Source organism: Blastococcus sp. Marseille-P5729, from assembly GCF_900292035.1.
Lineage (GTDB): Bacteria > Actinomycetota > Actinomycetes > Mycobacteriales > Antricoccaceae > Cumulibacter.
This window is the reverse complement of the sequence record NZ_OMPO01000002.1, coordinates 202,451-220,484: the sequence shown is the minus strand read 5'-3', so window position 1 is coordinate 220,484 and position 18,034 is coordinate 202,451. Positions and strand designations below refer to the sequence as shown.

Below are 18,034 nucleotides of genomic sequence, written 5' to 3'. Positions count from 1 at the left end.
CAGGCGGGGTCGAGACATAGAGGAGGTGCCTGCTTTGGCGGCTTCTACCGGTGGGCGGACTCGACTTGTGCTCTCGGAGTACCCCGATCGGCCCGGTCACGCTGCGCATTGGCTCGACCCGATGGTGGTCTTGGGAACCCGGGCCGCGCGGCATCATCGAAGGGCTGGCGATCGACAGTTGGTCATCGCACTGTCCGTGCCGAAACGCGACTTCGCGGCAGCCCTGATTGGTTGCGGATGGGTGCTCGCAAGTGAAGCGCCGGCGCTGCCTGACCCTCTGGACACGCTGAGGGAGATGGAGCAAGGTCAGCCGCTCCGTGCCGTCAACAGCCGTCACGTGATCACGGGAGCTTTCTCGTCCCTTGATGAAGCCACAGACCCGCCCCAGGCGCAGTTTGCCGGATCGAAGTGGCGAGTCGATGGCATACGAGCGCTCGCTGCCCTGGTGGAACTGGACAGCCCGGAGAAGGAGCCTCGCCCGGAGCCCGGAAGCATGGAACGCATGGCCCGCCTGGACGTCGCTTGGGACGCCCGGCTTGCGCTTCCTGCCGCAGATCTCGCGATCGTCGGGGCCTTGAAGTGGCTGGAGCAGGACTTCGACGCCTACCTGGCCAAGGACGAAGACGTATTCCCACCGAGCTCCATCAGGTCATTGCTCAGGCCGAAGGCGACCAAGGCGGCAACATGGTTCACGCGCCTGTTCGCCTCCGCGCGGCTTGCCGAACACCTGCCACTTCCGAAGGACTTGAACGCCGTGATTCTGGACGGCAACGGCGCGATCAAGTACCTCGGGGAGATCGAAGCACCAGTAGTGATCTGCGTGCTCGATCGCTCCGTGGCGGATGAGACGGCGGCCGAGCTTGTGACCCAACTAAGGAATACACGCGGCGAGCCGCTGTCGCTCTCGGATGATCTCGGCTGGTCGCCGCCGTCGGGTGTCGAAGCCCTGGCGTTCACGGTGCCGCTATGAGTCGTATCGACGCGCTGAGTCAGCGCTATGCCGCCTCCGCCAGTCTCATCCGAGATGGCGTCGAGATTGTCGCTGTCGGTGATCGCGCGGGGGCTCGTTTCAACCTGGCCGTTCGTCGCTTGATTGCTGCAATCCGCGAAGACGGACCGGGATTGTTGGACGACCTGGCTGGGGTGTCCAAGGCGTTGCGTTGGCGCCTCATTACACAACCGCAACCCATGGTCTTCAACCAGGGACTCACAGAGTTGGCCGGTGAAGTCAGTCGACAGGCTCATCGTCTTCGAGGTGCGGTCGCCGACCAGGACCTACTGGACGAGATCGTGGTATCGGCTACAGCGCTTGCCCACCGGGACCGGGAATCGGTCGTAGGTACGGAACTCCTGCGCACGTGCCTCGAAGCCGGCGCAGACACCTGCGTTGTCATCGCCGCGAGTAAGCCCGCCCAGCTCGGGCTCACGTCGTGGCTGGGGAAACACGGCATCACCGTCATGACCGCTGGGGAGCTTGAGCGTGGTCAACCAGACCGCGAGCAGGCGTACGTCGTCGGACCGCCCCGCTTCTGTCGGCCGCCCCTGATTACCGCACCGGTGACCGACGCGGTCAGCTTCGTACTACCTGCGTGGTTTGGAGACCGGAGCATCCCGCGCTCTGCCATCGCTCCGTACGCGGAGGGCGCGATCCGCATTGAGGCCCGGGAGTACACAGTTGGTGACACGTCCGAGCCGGAGCCGAGCGCGCCTGTCGAGGTAGAGGACGAGGACGCCTACCTTCCCCAACCGGTCTGGGACGCGCGGAAATCCGAGGACCGTGAGCCGACGAACGAAGAGGTTGACGCACGCAAGATCCTCCTCAGTGGCAACTTGGCGATGTGGCTCGATGACGGAGAACGCATCCGTTCCCTCGATCCTCGGCAGCCAGCTGGTGAGCGGGTCACCTACACGGACGTGGCGGCTGTCTGTGAGGGCACCTACCTACTCCTGCGGAAGGGCGTGACTGAGCGGGGTGCGCTGTACCAAGCCGCTCTGGCCAGGCTGGGTCCGCGAGCCACGGCGGTCAATGCTACCCAAGGAGAGTGGAAGCAGTTGCTGGCTCAGCGGCTCCAGCGATACGGCTATCGACAGGTTGTGAAGGACCTGCGTGCGACAGGCGTCGAGACTGCGGACCGGGCACGAGCCTGGACCGACCCGAGCCTGATCCGACCCAACAGCGACCAGGATTTCGAATCGCTCCTCAAGTGGCTGGGTATCTCGATTCAGCCGACCTTTGGCTACGCGTCTCTCCTCCGCAAGATGCTGTATCAGGCGAGCGCGGAGATCGGGAGGCAGCTCGAGACGGCTGTCTCGGCTTCCGACCTTACGGAGTTGGAGAGCACCGGGCACCTCAGTTTGGACGTCCGAACCGAGGGGTTCCGGGGCATTCTGGCCACCCGTGTCGTTGCGATTTCGCCCCACTCCGAGATCGTGCCGCGGCACGATGCAAGAGTGCCGTTTGAAGATCGGAGCGGACAGTGGCTCGAATGATGCCTGCGTTTTGCCCGGACGACGCCCCGCCAGGGGAGAAGGCCGTCTATGCCAGGCTGCGCGACGGCGAGGAGACCGATGAGTGGCTGGTACTCCACTCTCTTGGCATCGCTGACCACGTTCGTCAGGTAGAGGGCGAAGCCGACTTCGTCGTCATCGTCCCGGGTGCCGGAATCCTTGTCATCGAGGTCAAGTCCCACCAATCAATCGACCGGCGGTCGGACGGTACCTGGCGGCTCGGCAACGACGCTCCCACCGCGCGCGGACCGTTCCAGCAGGCCAGTGAAGCTATGCATAGCTTGCGCTCCTACCTGGAGAAGAAGAACGTCGGCCTGCGCTCCATTCCGATGTTGTCGGCCGTCTGGTTCACCGGTGTCCGCGCTCGCACCTTGTTGCCTGGGAACCCCGAGTGGCATGACTGGCAGGTCATGGACTCCGAAGACGTGAAGTCAGCGCCCGCCGCGATCCTGCGCACTCTCGCGGCTGGCACCACACACCTCGACGACAAGATCAAGTACTTCTCCTACGGCGGCGTCGGACCGGACAGCGAAACTGCTGCGCGCATTGCCGGCCTGCTCCGTCCCAAGTTTGAGTTGGCCACGGTCGCCGGGAATCGCCGCCGCGCTCGCGAGTCTCAGTTGACCACCTTCATCGAGGAGCAGTTCCTGGCACTCGACGCTGCCTCCGACAACCACGCCGCTCTGTTTGCGGGACCAGCTGGATCAGGAAAGACCTTCTTGGCGATGGAGTCTGCCCGCCGTGAGATCGCTACGGGCAAGCAGGGGCGGCTACTGTGCTTCAACCGTTTCCTCGGTAATCGGCTCGCCAGTGATCTGGCGGATCTTGAAGGGCTCAGCGTCGGCACTTTCCATCAAGAACTGCTGCGCTTGGCCCGGGTCGACCGTGCGCCGGAGGGTGCCGGACCCGAGTTCTGGAATGAGGAGTTGCCCGAGCGTGCGATGGAGGCCCTCATCGAGGGCGGCAGCCCGTTAGTCTCCGACTTCCTCATCATCGACGAGGTCCAGGACATCGCCATCGACCCGTACCTCGATGTCCTCGATTTCATGGTCACCGGTGGGTTAAAGGAAGGGCGGCTTCTCTTCTTCGGTGATTTTGAGCGACAGGCAGTCTTCCAGAACGAGACGGGGCGTGATCGGCTGCGCTCACGCGCTCCCTACTTGTCGACTCACAGATTGATGCAGAACTGCCGCAACCTCCCGCGCATCGGCTACCAGGTGAACCTGCTTAGCCACCTACAACCTGGCTACAGACGGTTCCGGCGCCAAGACGACGGCATCGATCCCGTCTTTCGCCAGTACCCGGCAGGGCAAGATCAGTCAGGACTACTCGCCACCGCGATCCGCGGGCTCAAGGACGACGGCTACGCCCTCAACGAGATCGTTGTCTTGAGTCCCCTCCGCGACGCCCCCCCCGCAGCCACCACAACTGATCCGTGGCTTCGGCAGATCCTGAGGCAGGCCGATGGCAGGGAGGCCCGCCCTGGCCAGGTGCATTACTCCACTATCCATGCTTTCAAGGGACTCGAAGCCCCCGCCGTTGTGGTGACCGACCTCGACACGACCAAGATCAACGACAACTTTGACTCGTTGCTCTACGTCGGGCTCACACGCGCCACTGATCGCCTCGTCGCACTCATTGAAGCCAGCACGCTCCGTCATGCCGTAGGAGGCACTCCATGAGCGGACTCGAAGCCCGCGCCATCGTCGAAGCTGAACTCCGTCGTGAACTGTTCGGCCCCCTCGGCTCGGAGGAGCCGGCCGGAAAGCCGGTCGACTGTTCGAGCGGCACGATCACCTTCTCGGCGGCCGAGGAAAGCCGAGGCCAGTTCCACGACAGCACCACGATGCAAGAGATCCTGACTATCGGGTCGCCCCTCACCCGCTACGGCATTGGTGTTCTTCACAGCGGCGCCTCGATCGGCGGCACGTCTATTGCGGACTCGACGGAAGAGGATGTCGACCTCACCAGCATCCCTGGCGTCGCCCGCAACGAAGAAGACCCGCAAGGCCCGCCTGTCGAGATTCAAGGCAGACTGCGACATGACGAGGCTGACTCTGACGACTTCGACCTGACCGACGCCAACAGCTTCAAGCCCTCGGCGATGGCGGTCTCGTTCCAGTGCCGCGTGCCGACGGACGGTTCGCTCATCGTCACCGTCACTGGTGCCCACTACGAGAAGCTCAGCGTCCACATCCCGGGTGTGTCCAAGCCGGTTGACTGGTGGCGGCGCCGTCCGTTCACGCTCGCCGGCGCAGTACCCGGTGGTGTCCTCATCAGTGAGACCAACCGACTCAAGATCGTCGACACTGCGCCCGAAGGCGACCCGCCTGGGATCGAACCAACGACGCGCGTGTTTAGCCGTCCTGTTCCGGGCGTCGATGACCCGGAACTGCGACTGGTGACAGTCGCGGTCGTCAATCAAGTGATGGGCACCGGACCGAGCACGGCCTTGTTCCAGATGGGTTTCACCGTCAGTGCCGCAAATGGCCTGGTCATCGAGCCTTACCCAGAGGTCGAGCTGCCCGACCGTGACGACGAAGAGCAGTCGATCGACCTGCTCTACCGCAACAAGCGCACCTACGCCATCGGGCATGGTTGTGCTGCCGAGTGGGAAGGTGGCACCGACGCCCCGGTACCGCTGGTGCGTGCCGTGGCCTTGCCAGGCTACGAAGTCGTCAGCCTAACCCCGAACATCTACTTGACTGACGACGATGGGAACTACCGCCTTGACCAAGAAGGGCAGCGCCAGGCTGTCACGGTCAGCATGAAGGAACTGGCCGACGGGACGGTTGAAGGGCAAGCGCAGGTCGAGACCGTGCTGCGCCTTTACGGTGAGTGGATCGACACACGAAAGGCCGAGATCGACGATCTGCCGGTGCGCTTCCGTGACGCTGCTCGGCGGCACATGGCGTTGGCCGAGACCGCCCTAGATCGCATGAAGACGGGATGGCACCTTGTCGGCTCAGACCAGACAGCGCGGCAGGCGTTCCGTTGGGCCAACGAGGCCATGCTCTACCAGCAGGTGCGCTCCAACTTTCCGCTCCGTGAAGTCGAACGCGGCAAGGATGATGTGCTGCGGGTCAAGGGGAACCACCCTGTGCCGGTCATTCCGCAGGGGAGGGGCACATGGCGTCCCTTCCAGATCGCCTTCATCCTCGCCAGCCTGCCCGAGCTGGTTGATCCGTCTCGGAAGACTCGCTCGCTGGTCGACCTGATCTTCTTCCCGACCGGTGGCGGTAAGACTGAGGCATACCTCGGGGCTTGTGCGATCAGCCTGCTAGCTCGCCGCCTGCGCAACCCCGACGACGCTGGCACCGACACCCTGATGCGCTACACGCTGCGCCTCCTGACTGCCCAACAGTTCCTGCGGGCTGCCTCGCTTGTCTGTGTGCTTGAAGCCATCCGTGACGACCACGCCGATGTGCTGGGAACCTCGCCGTTCGGAATCGGGATCTGGCTGGGTGGTTCCTCGACTCCCAACAGCTGGAAGAAGGCCGTCGATGTCCTCGGTCGGCTGCGGCGCAACCCGCACGAGCAGAACCTCTTCCTGCTGCTGCGCTGTCCCTGGTGCGGGGCACAGATGGGCACCAAGCCCAAGGGCCGGGGTGGCCAGGACGTCATTGGCTACGAGCAGGTAGGACGCGACCGAGTTGTGCTGCGCTGCGTTGACTCACACTGTCGCTACTCGCGTCGCTCCGGCCTACCGGTGCATGTGGTCGACGAAGACATCTACGAAGTCCGTCCGTCGATCGTCATCGGCACCGTCGACAAGTTCGCCATGATGGCCTGGCGTCCGCAAGCCCGGAACCTGTTCGGCTTCGACGAGCAGGGTGAGCGTGTGGTTTCGCCGCCCGGCCTCATCATCCAAGACGAGCTGCACCTCATCTCCGGCCCACTCGGATCGATGGTCGGCTTGTACGAGCCAGTCATCGACGAGCTGTGCACCGACCGGCGAGCGGAGGAACCGATCCCGCCAAAGATCATCGCGTCGACTGCGACGATCCGGCGCTACGAGGATCAGATCAAGGGGCTGTTCGGCCGAGAGGATGTCGCGCTGTTCCCGCCGCACGGGTTGGAAGAAGGCCGCTCATTCTTCGCTGAACCTGCCCGGCAGGCAGATGGATCGTTCGAGCCAGGGCGTCGCTACATCGGGGTTATGAGCGCCTCTCTCGGATCGATGCAGACTGTCCAGACCCGTGTCGCAGCCGCAACTCTGCAGGCCGCAACCAAGGTGCCTGAGGCGGACCGAGACGGCTACTGGACCAACCTGAACTTCCTCAACTCCCTGCGCGAACTCGGCAATACGGTCTCGCTGCTGGAGTCTGACGTCCCGGACTACTTGACCGGGCTCGTGCGCCGCGACGGCATCGATCCGCGCTGGCCAAACCGCACGATGGAGCTCACCTCCCGCCGCCGCTCCGATGAGATCCCCAAGGCCATCGAGCAGCTCCAGGCCCGCTACGTCCCGGGACAGGAGCGCCAAGACGCCATTGATATCTGCCTCGCCTCAAACATCATCGAGGTCGGGGTAGACATCGACCGTCTCGGCTTGATGACCATCGTCGGACAACCCAAGACCACTGCGCAGTACATCCAGGTCTCCGGTCGTGTCGGCCGCCGTGCCGACGTCAGTCCCGGCCTGGTGATCACCATCTATGGCGCAGCCAAGCCTCGTGACCGCAGCCACTACGAGCGATTCCTGACCTATCACCAGCAGCTCTACGCTCAGGTCGAGCCGACCTCCGTGACGCCGTTCGCTACCCCGGTGCTCCGCCGGGCGCTGCATGCCGCTGCTGTGGCCTACGTCCGGCAGACCGCCCCGGGAGACCTCCCGCCGTACCCGTTCCCTTCAGCTGAGTATGACGAGGCGATCGAGTTGCTCCGTGAGCGTGCGCTCATCGCTGACTCCGACGAAGTGCCGGTGCTGGAGCGGATGGCAGACAAGCGTGCACGGCAGTGGGATGGCTGGGAACGCACTATCTGGGAGGCCAATCCCGCCCCGTGGGGCGACCCGAAGCAAGGTCTCATGCGCTTTGCGGGAACGCTTCCTGACCTGGACAGCAAAGCCACGATCTGGGACGTGCCCACGAGCATGCGCAACGTTGACGCCGAGTGCCGACTGGCGATCTCGCTGGCCTACGCCCACGCTGATGCCGATGTGGAGGACGGACTATGAGCACCGGAGCAATGAGGCGGGCGCAGCTCGTCACCCCATTCGGCGTTGGTGCTATGAGCGTCCTCGTCAACGGCACCTCGGTCATCACGGCAGGGTTGGATCACTGGTACGAGCCCGACGACGCCAGCAGCTTGGCGCTTGAGGAGTATCAGGAACACGATTGGCGTCTCGAAGCGCGCTTGAGGGTCTCGGAGTTCCGTCTCCCTCCGGACTACCGCTACCAGGGGCAGGCCAACGATAACCGCAACGTCAAGCTCACGGTGCCCGTGCTGCGTTTCCCGCGCTGGTGCTTCTGCATGTTCTGCAAGCGCCTCGAACTCTCAACGCTCACCATGCAGCAGGCCGTGGTCTGCAAGGACAAGAAGCACGCCGACTGGAAGTACAAGCCCCGCATGTCGCAGGTGCCCTTCGTGGCCGTCTGCGCCGCTGGGCATCTCGACGACTTCCCCTTCGACAAGTGGGTCCATCGTGCCCACCGGCCGCCCTGCAACGGGACGCTGCGCCTGAAGTCTCTCGGCGGCGGCGGCCTTGAGGGCCAGCGAGTCGTGTGCGATGGCTGCCAGAACGAACGGTCCCTTCGCGGCATCACCGAGGCGCGCTTCGTCAACGGTGACGAGCACACCAACCTCAGCGACCAACTGTCGTCACCCGACGACCCCTACCTCTGCACCGGGGCACGCCCTTGGCTTGCCAAACTCGAAGGAGCCTGTGGGCAGCCGATGCGTGGAGCCCTACGTGCTGCGGGCAATGTCTACTTCCCGAAGGTCGAGTCCTCGATCTATCTACCCCGCAAGGAGGGCGCGGTCAGTGCTGAGATGCACGACCTGATGCGCCACCCAGCAGTGAGTACGACGATGCGCACTCTTCATAGCATCTTCGGGGCGAGCCTTGAGGTCGAGAGGCTGCGTGACCAGCTTCTCAAGAACGTGCCGCCGGAACTCTTCGGCCCTATCTCAGACGACGAGCTCATCGCGGGCTACCGCGACCTCCTGGGCGTCGGAGAAGAAGAGCCGGCGTCAGGTGAGGAGTCCGACGCCGAACTCCTTACCGGGGACGACGAGTGGCGCTATCCGGAGTTCCAACACATCCGGGAGACCCCGAAAGACGACTACCTCACTGCAACCAACCCCGGCATCCACCACGATCTCGATGCTCACCTGGAGCGAGTGCGCTCAGTCGATGTCCTCCGCGAGACCCGAGCGCTGCGAGGCTTCACCCGAGTCCGGGACGACGTCCTGAAACTCAGCGCCGGCAAAGCGCTGCTGCGCCGGGAACCTCTGCCGCCTGTTCAGGACTGGCTGCCCGCCTACGTCGTGAAGGGTGAGGGCATCTACTTCGAGCTCGATCCGGCTGGGCTGGCAGCATGGGAAGCTCGCGCAGAGGTCCAAGCCAGAGCCCAGGGAATCGCCGACCACTATGGGCACGTCGCCTCCCAACGCGGTCTTCAGGACCGCTCGCTCACTCCGCGCTTCGTGCTGTTGCACACACTGGGACACCTGCTTATCAACGAGCTGATATTCGCCTGCGGATACAGTTCTGCTTCGCTCCGCGAGCGACTCTACGTCTCGGCCACTCCCGGACGAGAGATGGCGGGACTCCTCATCTACACCGCCGCCGGCGACTCTGAGGGCACGATGGGTGGCCTTGTGCGTATGGCCCGGCCCGACAACCTGCGATCAGTGTTCGCGTCTGCCATCTCCGATGCCCGGTGGTGCTCTACGGACCCGGTCTGCATGGACGCGGGCGAGAAGGGGCAAGGGCCGGACTCCTGCAACCTAGCTGCTTGTCACGGCTGCGCCCTGCTGCCTGAGACGAGTTGCGAAGAGTTCAACCGCTTCCTCGATCGAGGCTTGGTCGTAGGAACGTTTGCTGATCCGACGCTGGGGTATTTTTCGATGCTTGCCTAGGGTCGGCGGCGTAGCGCCAAGACGGTCTGCCGGATCTCCTCGACGACCGCCGCTGCATCGTCGTGCTCCCAGTAGCGCAGGACGTGCCAGCCGGCTGCGTCTAGTTTGGCGTTCGTGTCGGCATCGCGCGCCACATTGGTGGCGATCTTCGCGGGCCAGTACTCGGCATTGTGATTGAAGGTCGACCGGCCGTGCTCCGGGCACCCGTGCCAGAAGCAGCCGTCGATGAACACCGCTACTCGCGCCCGGGTGAAGACAATGTCCGCTCGTCGGCGTAGGCCCGGTTCGGGCGCGATCGCAACTCGGTAGCGGAGACCGAGTTCGTGCAGTCGGCGTCGAATCTCAAGTTCGGGCTTGGTATCCCTCGACCGGTTGGCTTGCATGTTCCGACGTCTCCCTGGACTCGATGCCCAGGAACTGGCTTCAGCCTGTGCCATCTAATAAGTCTAGGCGTGGACATCACGCACGGCGGTGGTGCGCAGTGTCGACGGCGCTCGAAAGTTGAGCGGTTTCGGCGGTCCAATAGTGAACGGTCTCAGTCTAGGGATTCTTGTTCGGCTTTGATGCTCGGGAGGGTTTCCACGCCTCTGTCGCGGACCCGGTAGGAGGCCTCCTTTGAGCGCGATCACATCGGCGTGGTGGACGATGCGGTCGATCATCGCGGCCGCGACGACTTGATCGCCGAACACGCCGGCCCAGGAGCTGAACGGTAGGTTCGAGGTCTCTCCGGAACCCCCGGGGCGGTTCAGACCATGCCGTTGTCGGTCAGGGTCGAGGGCGGGATGCCACGTATGTAGGTGGTCTGGGTGAAGGTGCTGGTGACGATGGCGCCGGTGATCGCGCGGTGGGCTGTGACGTGTAGGGCGTAGCGGGAGTGGTCATCGAGCCAGGTGATGATCTCGGTGTCGTCGGTGAGGCGATAGTGGGTGAAGTCGGACTGCCAGGTCTCGTTCGGCTGCTCGGCGGCGAAGCGCGTGTAGGCGGTCTTGGGCTTCTTGCGGGGTTCGGGGCGGACTCGCCCGGCGCGGGTCAGCATCCGCGCGATCGTGGCGCGTGACGGTGGGTTGATGCCGGCCTGCTGCAGGTGCCAGCGGATCGCCTCCGGGCCCGCGTCGTGCCGGCAGCGGTGAGCCGGTCGCGTTCGGCGAGCACCGCGGCGATGAGCTCGTCGGTGATCGCGGTGGGGCTGTGGTGCGGGCGTCGGGAACGGGCCTCGAATGCGGCCTCGCCCTCGGTGCGGTAGCGCGCGAGTAGCTCGTAGACCCACGAGCGTGACACGGCGTAGGCCTCGACGACCTCCGTGATCAGGCGACCCTGAACAGTGAGAGCTGTGATGACCAGACGAGCTTTCGACGCCCGCGATCATCGGGCCCCGACCCGCCGCCACCTCGTCCGGGATGTCTTGAGACACCTGTCCGGGATGTCCTGAGACTACGCTGTCCCCGCTACGAAAAGGCCACAGGCCCGGAGTTCCTCGGATCCCCGGGCCTGTGGTCATTCATGCGCCTTGCTCAGCCGTCTGTCGCGACCGGGCGACGTCACGCGCGAATCCATGCATACATGCGGATATGCTTATGTGTGGGTTTTTCGCGGAGGGAGTATCGATGGGAATGGGGCACGATCACGGCCACTCCGGCCACGCCGGTCACGCCGGCGGCAAGCACCGGTGGCGGCTGGCCGCGGCCTTCGGCTTGGTCGCCGCCTTCTTCGGCATCGAGCTCGCCGCCGGCCTCGCCTCGGGCTCGCTGGCGCTGATCTCCGACGCCGGCCACATGGCCGCCGATGTCGTCGCGCTCGGGGCGGCGTTGCTCGCCACCCGGATCGCGACCCGCCCGGCCGCCGGGCACCGCTCGTACGGCTCGTACCGCGCCGAGGTGTTCGCCTCCGGCCTGACAGTGCTGATCATGCTCGGGGTCGCGGTCTACGTCGTGATCGAGGCGATCGGGCGGATCGGCGAGCAGCCGCAGGTGCAGACGACGGCAATGCTCGTCGTCGGAGGGATCGGGCTGCTGGTCAACATCGCCTGCGTGCTGCTGCTGCGCGGCGGCAGCGAGGAGTCGCTGAACGTCAAGGGTGCGTACTACGAGGTCGTCGCCGATGCCGCGGGCAGTGTCGGCGTGCTCCTGGCCGGCCTGCTGGTCACGTGGACCGCCAATCCGGTGTGGGACACCGTCGTCGCGGTCGCGATCGGCGTGTTCGTGGCGGTCCGCGCGCTCGTGCTCGGCAACCAGGTACTGCACGTCCTCGGTCAGCATGCTCCGAAGGACCTCGACCTGGCGACGATCGAGCGCGACCTGGAAGGCCTCCCCGGAGTCGCCGAGATCCACGACCTGCACGTGTGGACGCTCACCTCCGGCATGAACGTGGCCACCGCCCACCTGCTCGTCGACGGGGAGCGACCGGCGCAGCAGGTGCTGACCGACGCGCAGGCGATGCTGCAGTCGCGGCACGCGATCGAGCACGCCACCCTGCAGATCGAGACCGACCGCACCGAGCAGTGCCACGAGGTCACCTGGTGATTGGGCCGTGAGGGTCGCGTCCGCTCTCTGGGACCAGATCGCCGCGCAACCCGCCGGTTGGTAGGTTCGGGCGGATCCCGTGCTCGAAGGAGCGCCACAAGCGCTCGCGAACGAAGGCGTTGATGCACCGATGGAACACCATTCGGCAGAGGACGGCGCGGTGGAGCGCCAGATGTTCTCCAAGGTCCTGGTGGCCAACCGCGGCGAGATCGCGATCCGGGCCTTCCGGGCCGCGTACGCTCAACCGGCTGCTGTTCCCGGCGCCGACCCGCGAGTTCGCCGAGGTCTTCCGAGGTCCAAGCGAGGTAGACGGTCAGGTCGTCATCCTGCACGACGTGCCCGGCGGCGGCCGCAGCCAGCTCATGTCCGCTCGAGCCGCCGCGCGAGGTACGGCGCGGTCGCGCTGCCGTCGGCCTGCGCGATGTCGGCCGGCGTCCCGGTCGCGACGATCCGACCGCCGGCGTCTCCTCCGCCCGGGCCGAGGTCGATGACCCAGTCGGCTGTGGCGATCGCGTCGAGGTCGTGCTCGACGAGAACAACCGTGTTGCCTGCGTCGACGAGCTGGTGCAGCTGGCGCAGCAGGAGTGCGGTGTCGGCGGGGTGCAGTCCTGAGGTGGGCTCGTCGAGCAGGTAGAGCGCGTGTCCTCGGTGCGCCCGCTGGAGCTCGGTAGCGAGCTTGATGCGTTGCGCCTCACCGCCGCTCAGCTCGGTCGCAGGCTGTCCCAGTCGCAGATAGCCCAAACCCACCTCCCGCAGCGTCCGGAGGCTGCGTGCGACGGCCGGCACGTCGGCGAGGAACGTCGCGGCATCGTCGACGGACATTGCGAGGACCTCCGCTATGTTCCTGTCGCGATAGGTGACCTCGAGCGTCTCGGAGTTGTAGCGGTCGCCGTGACACGTCGGGCAGGGTGCATAGGTGCCAGGCAGGAAGAGCAGCTCAACGGAGACGAATCCCTCGCCCTGACAGGTCTCGCAGCGGCCCCCGGGGACGTTGAAGGAGAAGCGGCCGGCCCCGTAGCCACGTGCCCGGGCCGCGTCCGTGGCGGCGTACAGCTTCCGCACGGCATCGAACATTCCCGTGTACGTCGCGAGGTTGGACCGCGGCGTCCGGCCGATCGGCCGCTGGTCGACGAGCACCAGTCGGTCGAACGACTCAAGGGCAGATGGGTCCTCGGCCAGGACCTGGGTGACCAGGGTCGACTTGCCCGAGCCGGACACCCCGGTAAGAACTGTCAGGACGCAGAGCGGGATGTCGACGGACAGGCCGCGCAGGTTGTGGCGATGTACGTCGGCCAGTCGCAGCCAGCCCTGCGGGGCGCGCGCGTCGTGCACGAGCCGCTCAGCGCGACCGAACAGGTAGGCGCTGGTGGCCGACTCCGTGACGTCCTCGAGGCCCGCAACAGGACCGCTGTGAAGCACCCGGCCTCCGGCCTCGCCCGCACCGGGGCCGATGTCGACGACCCAGTCTGCTCGTCGTACGACGTCTAGGTCGTGCTCGACGACGAACAGCGTGTTGCCGGAGGCCTTGAGGCGGTCCAGGACATCCAGCAACGGCTCCGCGTCGGCCGGGTGCAGGCCAGCGAAGGGCTCGTCCAGGACGTACACCACCCCGAACAGACCCGAACGCAGCTGGGTGGCGATCCGCAGGCGCTGCGCCTCTCCCGGCGACAACGTCGTCGAGCTCCGTCCCAGGCTCAGGTAGCCCAGGCCCAGATCGAGGAGCACGTCGACGCGCGCGACCAAGTCAGCGCAGATCCGCACCGCGACCTCGTCGGCACCCTCGGGCCGCTCGGCGACCGGTCGCAGCAGAGCGACCAGCGCGGTGAAGGGCAGGTCGTTGACCTCGGCGATCGAACGCCCGAGAAAGGTCACCGCGAGGGCCTCGGGCCGCAGTCCACTGCCATGGCAGTCCGGGCAGGGCGCTTCCTCCACGAACCGCAGGGCCCGCTCGCGCATCCGCTCGCTCGTGGAGTCGGCCAGCACGTGCATGACGTGGCTGCGCGCGCTCCAGAACTTCCCGTAGTAGCCGTGGTCGACGCGACCTGGTTCGGGCTCGATGAGCACCGAGGGCTGCTCGTCGGTGAACAGCAGCCAGTCGCGGTCCCGCTTTTTGAGACTGTGCCACGGCTTGTCGACGTCGATGCCGAGCCCCATCACGATGCTGCGCAGGTTGGCGCCTTGCCACGCGCCCGGCCAGGCGGCGATCGCCCCTTCGCGGATGCTCAGAGACGGATCCGGGACAAGTAGCTGCTCGGTGACGTCTTGGACGACGCCCAGGCCGTGGCAGCGCGGGCACGCGCCCGCGCTGGTGTTGGGCGAGAATGCCTCGGCCGCGAGGTGATCGGCACCGGCCGGGTAGTCGCCGGCCCGCGAGTAGAGGATCCGCAGCAGGTTGGACAGCGTGGTGATGGTGCCGACCGACGAGCGCGAGGTGGCCGCGCCCCGGCGCTGCTGGAGCGCGACCGCAGGCGGCAGGCCGGTGATCTCCTGGACGTGCGGGGCGCCGACTTGCTGCAGCAGCCGGCGCGCGTAGGGCGCGACCGACTCGAAGTAGCGGCGCTGCGCCTCGGCGTACAGCGTTCCGAAGGCCAGCGACGACTTCCCCGAGCCAGAGATCCCGGTGAACGCCACCATCACGTTGCGAGGGATGTCCACGTCGATGTTGCGCAGGTTGTTCTCATTGGCGCCGCGGACACGCACAAAGCCGTCGGTCGCATCGGTGGTCACGTGGCCACTCCTGTCGGTTGCTCTTGGATCCCTCGAAGAAAAAAGTATCGCGGTCCCCGAAGAGCGCCCGAGACTCCAACGGTGAAACAGGCCGTCTTGGTCTACGCGATGTCCCAGGTGACGATCCTGGTGCGCCCGGTTACCTCCTGGGCGGGGTTCGGGCGCGGGCTTCTGGCGCTCGCTGCTGTGTGGTGGGCGTGGGCCTCAAGTTACCCCCGGGTTAGGCCTGATTTGTCTACGCCCCTCGTTGTCGGCGGCGAGTGTAGGGTTCGGCGAGTCACCACACAACGATGGGAGATTCACCATGAAGGCTGTGGTCTATCAGGGACCGCGCGATGTCGCCGTCACGGATGTTCCAGACGCGAAGATCGAGCGGCCCACCGATGTACTGGTCAAGATTACGACCACCAACATCTGCGGCTAGGACCTGCACATGTACGAGGGGCGGACCTCTTTCGAGCTAGGCCGGACGTTCGGTCACGAAAACATGGGAGAGGTGGTGGAGATCGGCAAGGGAGTGGAGAAGGTCAAGGTAGGCGACCGGGTCGGCACCCACTGGTTCAAGGGACAGACCATGGGCAACGGTCAGTGCCCGGTCAAGAAGTACAACCGCCGGCTGCGCGACCTCATCGCAGCTGACAAGGCGAAGCCGTCCTGGATCGTCTCCCACGAGATCTCGCTGGAGCAGGCTGCCGACGCCTACAAGAACTTCGACTCTAGGGCCAAGGGCTGGACCAAGGTCGTCATCAAGCCCGGCATGTCAAACGGAAAGAAGGCAAACTGATATGACAGCAGATCTTCAGGGCAAGAGGGTCGCGATCCTCGCCGCCGACGGAGTCGAACGCGTCGAGCTCGAGCAACCCCGCGAAGCACTGAACCGCGCGGGCGCTCAGACCGAGGTCCTCTCGATCCACGACGGCGAGATCAAGGCCCGTGAGAACGACCTGGATGAAGCGGGCACGTTCACTGTCGACGGGCTGGTCGCCGACGCCTCGGTGGGCGACTACGACGCCCTGCTGCTCCCCGGCGGCACGGTGAACCCCGACCAGCTTCGGGTCGACAAGGACGCCGTGTCCTTCGTCCGCGACTTCGTCGAGAGCGGCAAGCCAGTCGCGGCGATCTGTCACGGGCCGTGGACGTTGATCGAGGCCGGCGTGGCCGCCGGTCGCACCCTGACGTCGTTCCCGAGCATTCGCACCGACCTGCGCAACGCCGGCGCCGATGTCGTCGACCAGGACGTGGTGGTCGACAAGAATCTCATCACCAGCCGCTCGCCGGAGGACCTGCCGGCGTTCTCCGACGCGATCGTGTCCCAACTTGCGGGCACCCCGACAAAGGAAGAGAAGAAGTCATGAGTGTGACCAAGGGACTGCTTGTCAGGTTCGACGCGTTGCCCAAGCTCCCCGCCTGACACCGCCAACTGGGAGTATTGGCCCAGAGAGCAGGGGTCGCTGCGCACGGTGACTTCGGGCTTACACAGCCCGCTGACCTCGTGCCAGCGGCCCCTTCTCTTGCGGCCTACCGCTCATCACCAACAGATCGAGGAACCGCGATGACAGGAACTGACGACGGCGCCGCCACGACGCGATCACCCGAGGTAGCAGTGATCGGGGGAGGGATCGTCGGCCTGTCCACGGCGTACGCGCTGCGGGAGCAGGGCGTGCCGGTGCGCTTGTACGAGGCCGGTCTGCCCGGGACAGGTCAGTCCGCAGGCGAGTCGCGGATCTTCCGGCATGCCCACGACGACCCACGACTCGTTGCGTTCGCGCGCGAGAGCCGCGGCGTATGGGATGAGTGGGCCGACCACTTCGACGTCGAGTTGATCTCATCAGACGGTGTCCTGGCGATCGGAGACAGCGCCCTGGAGCGGCTGCGGGTGCTCGACCAGGTCGGCGGCGTGCAAGCGCACGAGATCGACGCAGCCGAGGTCGCCCAGCGAATGCCGCTGCTTGCGGGGTACTCGGGGCCAGCGGTGCTCGACGAGTCGGGCGGCGCGATCCGCACCCGCGCCGCGATCAGGGCACTGGCGGGTGCCCTCGGAGACGCCGTCACCACCGGGGAAGTGATCTCCATCGACCCCCGCACCGATGGGACGGTCGAGGTGCGCAGCGTCACCGACCGGGCTGTCTACTCCAAGGTGGTCGTGTGCGCCGGTCGCGAAACCGCCCGCCTGGCACGCAGCGTCGGCCTGTCGCTGCCGGTTCGCCTTGCCGCGCACGTACGGCTGACCTTCGATGTGAAAGCCGCCGCCCCGGCCCGAGTCGCGTGCCTGCAGGACAGCAGCGGCGTCTTCGGCGAAGTCGGCGTCTACGCGACGCCGCTACCGGGCAACAGCAGTTACTCCGTCGGACTCAGCGAAACCGTCGGCGTCCGCGACGACGGAACATTCATCGACCCCGCAGCGATCCGATCGCTCGACGAACGCGCACGCGACTACGTCACACGGGCGCTGCCCGGTCTCCACCCGGAGCCGCGCGACTTCCTTCACTGCTGGGTGACCGACCTACCGTGGAGCGAGGACGGCGTGGCCGTGTGGGAGGCAGGCTCTGTCTTCTTCGTGGCCGGTCACAACCTGTTCAAGCAGGCACCATTGCTGGGTCGCGCGCTCGCCCGAGCTGCGACCGGCGGCGGTCTGTCCGCCGAGCTCACGCCCGAAGCGCGCCTCGGCGAGGCCCAGGACTAGCTGATGTGACCCACGGGGTGCCGGCCTCACCCAGCGCCGCAGCAGCGGGGCTCACGAACCGTGGGGGAGACGGTCGAGCTTATCGGGCACGGATGCTGCCTCTCGGCCGGATACCGAGAGGCAGCATCCAGAGCCTCAGCCCGCGTGGCTGTGCTGCTGCGGTAGCGACGAGTCGGGTTGTCCATCGATCGGGTCGGCGCCGGGAACCTGCGGCCCCGTCTTCTCGTGGTAGCCCTTCTCGATGCGCTCGCCGACCTCCTGGTCGATGTTGCGCCAGTACTGGAAGACGTTCGACAACACCGGCTCCTCGACGTCCGGGATCAGCGTGCCGACGACCGTCTCGATGAGACGCTCGCGCTCCTCCTCGGAGAAGACCTCGCGCACGAGAGTGTGCGCCTGACCGAAGTCGTCGTCCTCCTCATGCAGGGTGTAGGCGGCGCGGACGAGCTCGCCGTCGCTTTCCCAGCCGTTGTCCACCGGGCCCTGGGCGTCCTGGTACGCCCGTCCGTAG

The 18,034-nt window shown here is 65.8% G+C and carries 15 protein-coding genes; 9 read left to right on the top strand and 6 right to left on the bottom strand.

From position 1 onward, the window contains the following. Positions 1-178 precede the first annotated feature (178 nt). From DAA40_RS16425 to drmB, 5 genes are all read left to right on the top strand, one after another. On the top strand, positions 179-970 hold the full coding sequence (locus DAA40_RS16425; RefSeq protein ID WP_199849688.1) for a hypothetical protein: 792 nt from the start codon (positions 179-181) through the stop codon (positions 968-970). A gap of 218 nt (positions 971-1,188) precedes the next feature. Next, a complete protein-coding gene (locus tag DAA40_RS09600; RefSeq protein WP_199849687.1) occupies positions 1,189-2,490 on the top strand; it encodes a hypothetical protein in 1,302 nt (433 codons plus the stop codon). Beyond that, complete coding sequence (locus tag DAA40_RS09595) at positions 2,487-4,190, top strand: nuclease-related domain-containing DEAD/DEAH box helicase (protein ID WP_106849521.1); 1,704 nt, start codon at positions 2,487-2,489, stop codon at positions 4,188-4,190. The genes DAA40_RS09600 and DAA40_RS09595 overlap by 4 nt, the downstream gene beginning before the upstream one ends. Continuing rightward, positions 4,187-7,687: a helicase-related protein gene (locus DAA40_RS09590; RefSeq protein WP_106849520.1), complete on the top strand. Its 3,501-nt coding sequence runs from the start codon at positions 4,187-4,189 to the stop codon at positions 7,685-7,687. Before DAA40_RS09595 ends, DAA40_RS09590 begins: the two co-directional genes overlap by 4 nt. Then, entirely contained in the window at positions 7,684-9,594 is a 1,911-nt protein-coding gene (drmB, locus tag DAA40_RS09585) for a DUF1998 domain-containing protein (protein WP_199849686.1), read from the top strand. The genes DAA40_RS09590 and drmB overlap by 4 nt, the downstream gene beginning before the upstream one ends. Here the strand turns inward: drmB and DAA40_RS09580 are convergent. From DAA40_RS09580 to DAA40_RS09565, 4 genes are read right to left on the bottom strand one after another with little or no spacing between them, the layout of a single operon-like run. Then, positions 9,591-10,031, bottom strand: a complete 441-nt coding sequence (locus tag DAA40_RS09580; protein ID WP_106849519.1) for a very short patch repair endonuclease — start codon at positions 10,029-10,031, stop codon at positions 9,591-9,593. The two genes, drmB and DAA40_RS09580, sit on opposite strands and share 4 nt — an antisense overlap. 9 nt (positions 10,032-10,040) lie before the next feature. Next, positions 10,041-10,343: an ATP-binding protein gene (locus DAA40_RS17020; RefSeq protein ID WP_370430649.1), complete on the bottom strand. Its 303-nt coding sequence runs from the start codon at positions 10,341-10,343 to the stop codon at positions 10,041-10,043. Then, the gene (locus tag DAA40_RS09570) at positions 10,340-10,630 is read right to left on the bottom strand and encodes a DDE-type integrase/transposase/recombinase (protein WP_106849518.1); all 291 of its coding nucleotides are present in this window, start codon (positions 10,628-10,630) and stop codon (positions 10,340-10,342) included. The genes DAA40_RS17020 and DAA40_RS09570 overlap by 4 nt, the downstream gene beginning before the upstream one ends. Beyond that, a complete protein-coding gene (locus DAA40_RS09565; protein ID WP_255413594.1) occupies positions 10,624-10,929 on the bottom strand; it encodes a leucine zipper domain-containing protein in 306 nt (101 codons plus the stop codon). Before DAA40_RS09565 ends, DAA40_RS09570 begins: the two co-directional genes overlap by 7 nt. 269 nt (positions 10,930-11,198) lie before the next feature. Here DAA40_RS09565 and DAA40_RS09560 point away from each other — a divergent pair, with 269 nt between their 5' ends. Continuing rightward, complete coding sequence (locus tag DAA40_RS09560) at positions 11,199-12,113, top strand: cation diffusion facilitator family transporter (RefSeq protein WP_234356322.1); 915 nt, start codon at positions 11,199-11,201, stop codon at positions 12,111-12,113. A gap of 360 nt (positions 12,114-12,473) precedes the next feature. Here DAA40_RS09560 and DAA40_RS09555 read toward each other — a convergent pair whose 3' ends face one another. Beyond that, a complete protein-coding gene (locus DAA40_RS09555) occupies positions 12,474-14,840 on the bottom strand; it encodes an excinuclease ABC subunit UvrA (protein WP_106849515.1) in 2,367 nt (788 codons plus the stop codon). 433 nt (positions 14,841-15,273) lie between these two features. Here DAA40_RS09555 and DAA40_RS16665 point away from each other — a divergent pair, with 433 nt between their 5' ends. From DAA40_RS16665 to DAA40_RS09540, 3 genes are all read left to right on the top strand, one after another. Then, entirely contained in the window at positions 15,274-15,624 is a 351-nt protein-coding gene (locus DAA40_RS16665) for an alcohol dehydrogenase catalytic domain-containing protein (protein WP_255413474.1), read from the top strand. 1 nt (position 15,625) lies between these two features. Then, positions 15,626-16,195: a type 1 glutamine amidotransferase domain-containing protein gene (locus DAA40_RS09545; RefSeq protein WP_106849514.1), complete on the top strand. Its 570-nt coding sequence runs from the start codon at positions 15,626-15,628 to the stop codon at positions 16,193-16,195. Between the two features lie 197 nt (positions 16,196-16,392). Further along, positions 16,393-17,523 carry an FAD-binding oxidoreductase gene (locus DAA40_RS09540; protein ID WP_199849684.1) on the top strand — a complete coding sequence of 377 codons (1,131 nt, stop codon included), beginning with the start codon at positions 16,393-16,395 and terminating at the stop codon, positions 17,521-17,523. 135 nt (positions 17,524-17,658) lie between these two features. On the opposite strand, the gene DAA40_RS17015 is transcribed toward DAA40_RS09540, so the two are convergent. Further along, positions 17,659-18,000, bottom strand: a complete 342-nt coding sequence (locus DAA40_RS17015; RefSeq protein ID WP_370430648.1) for a catalase-related domain-containing protein — start codon at positions 17,998-18,000, stop codon at positions 17,659-17,661. Positions 18,001-18,034 lie beyond the last annotated feature (34 nt).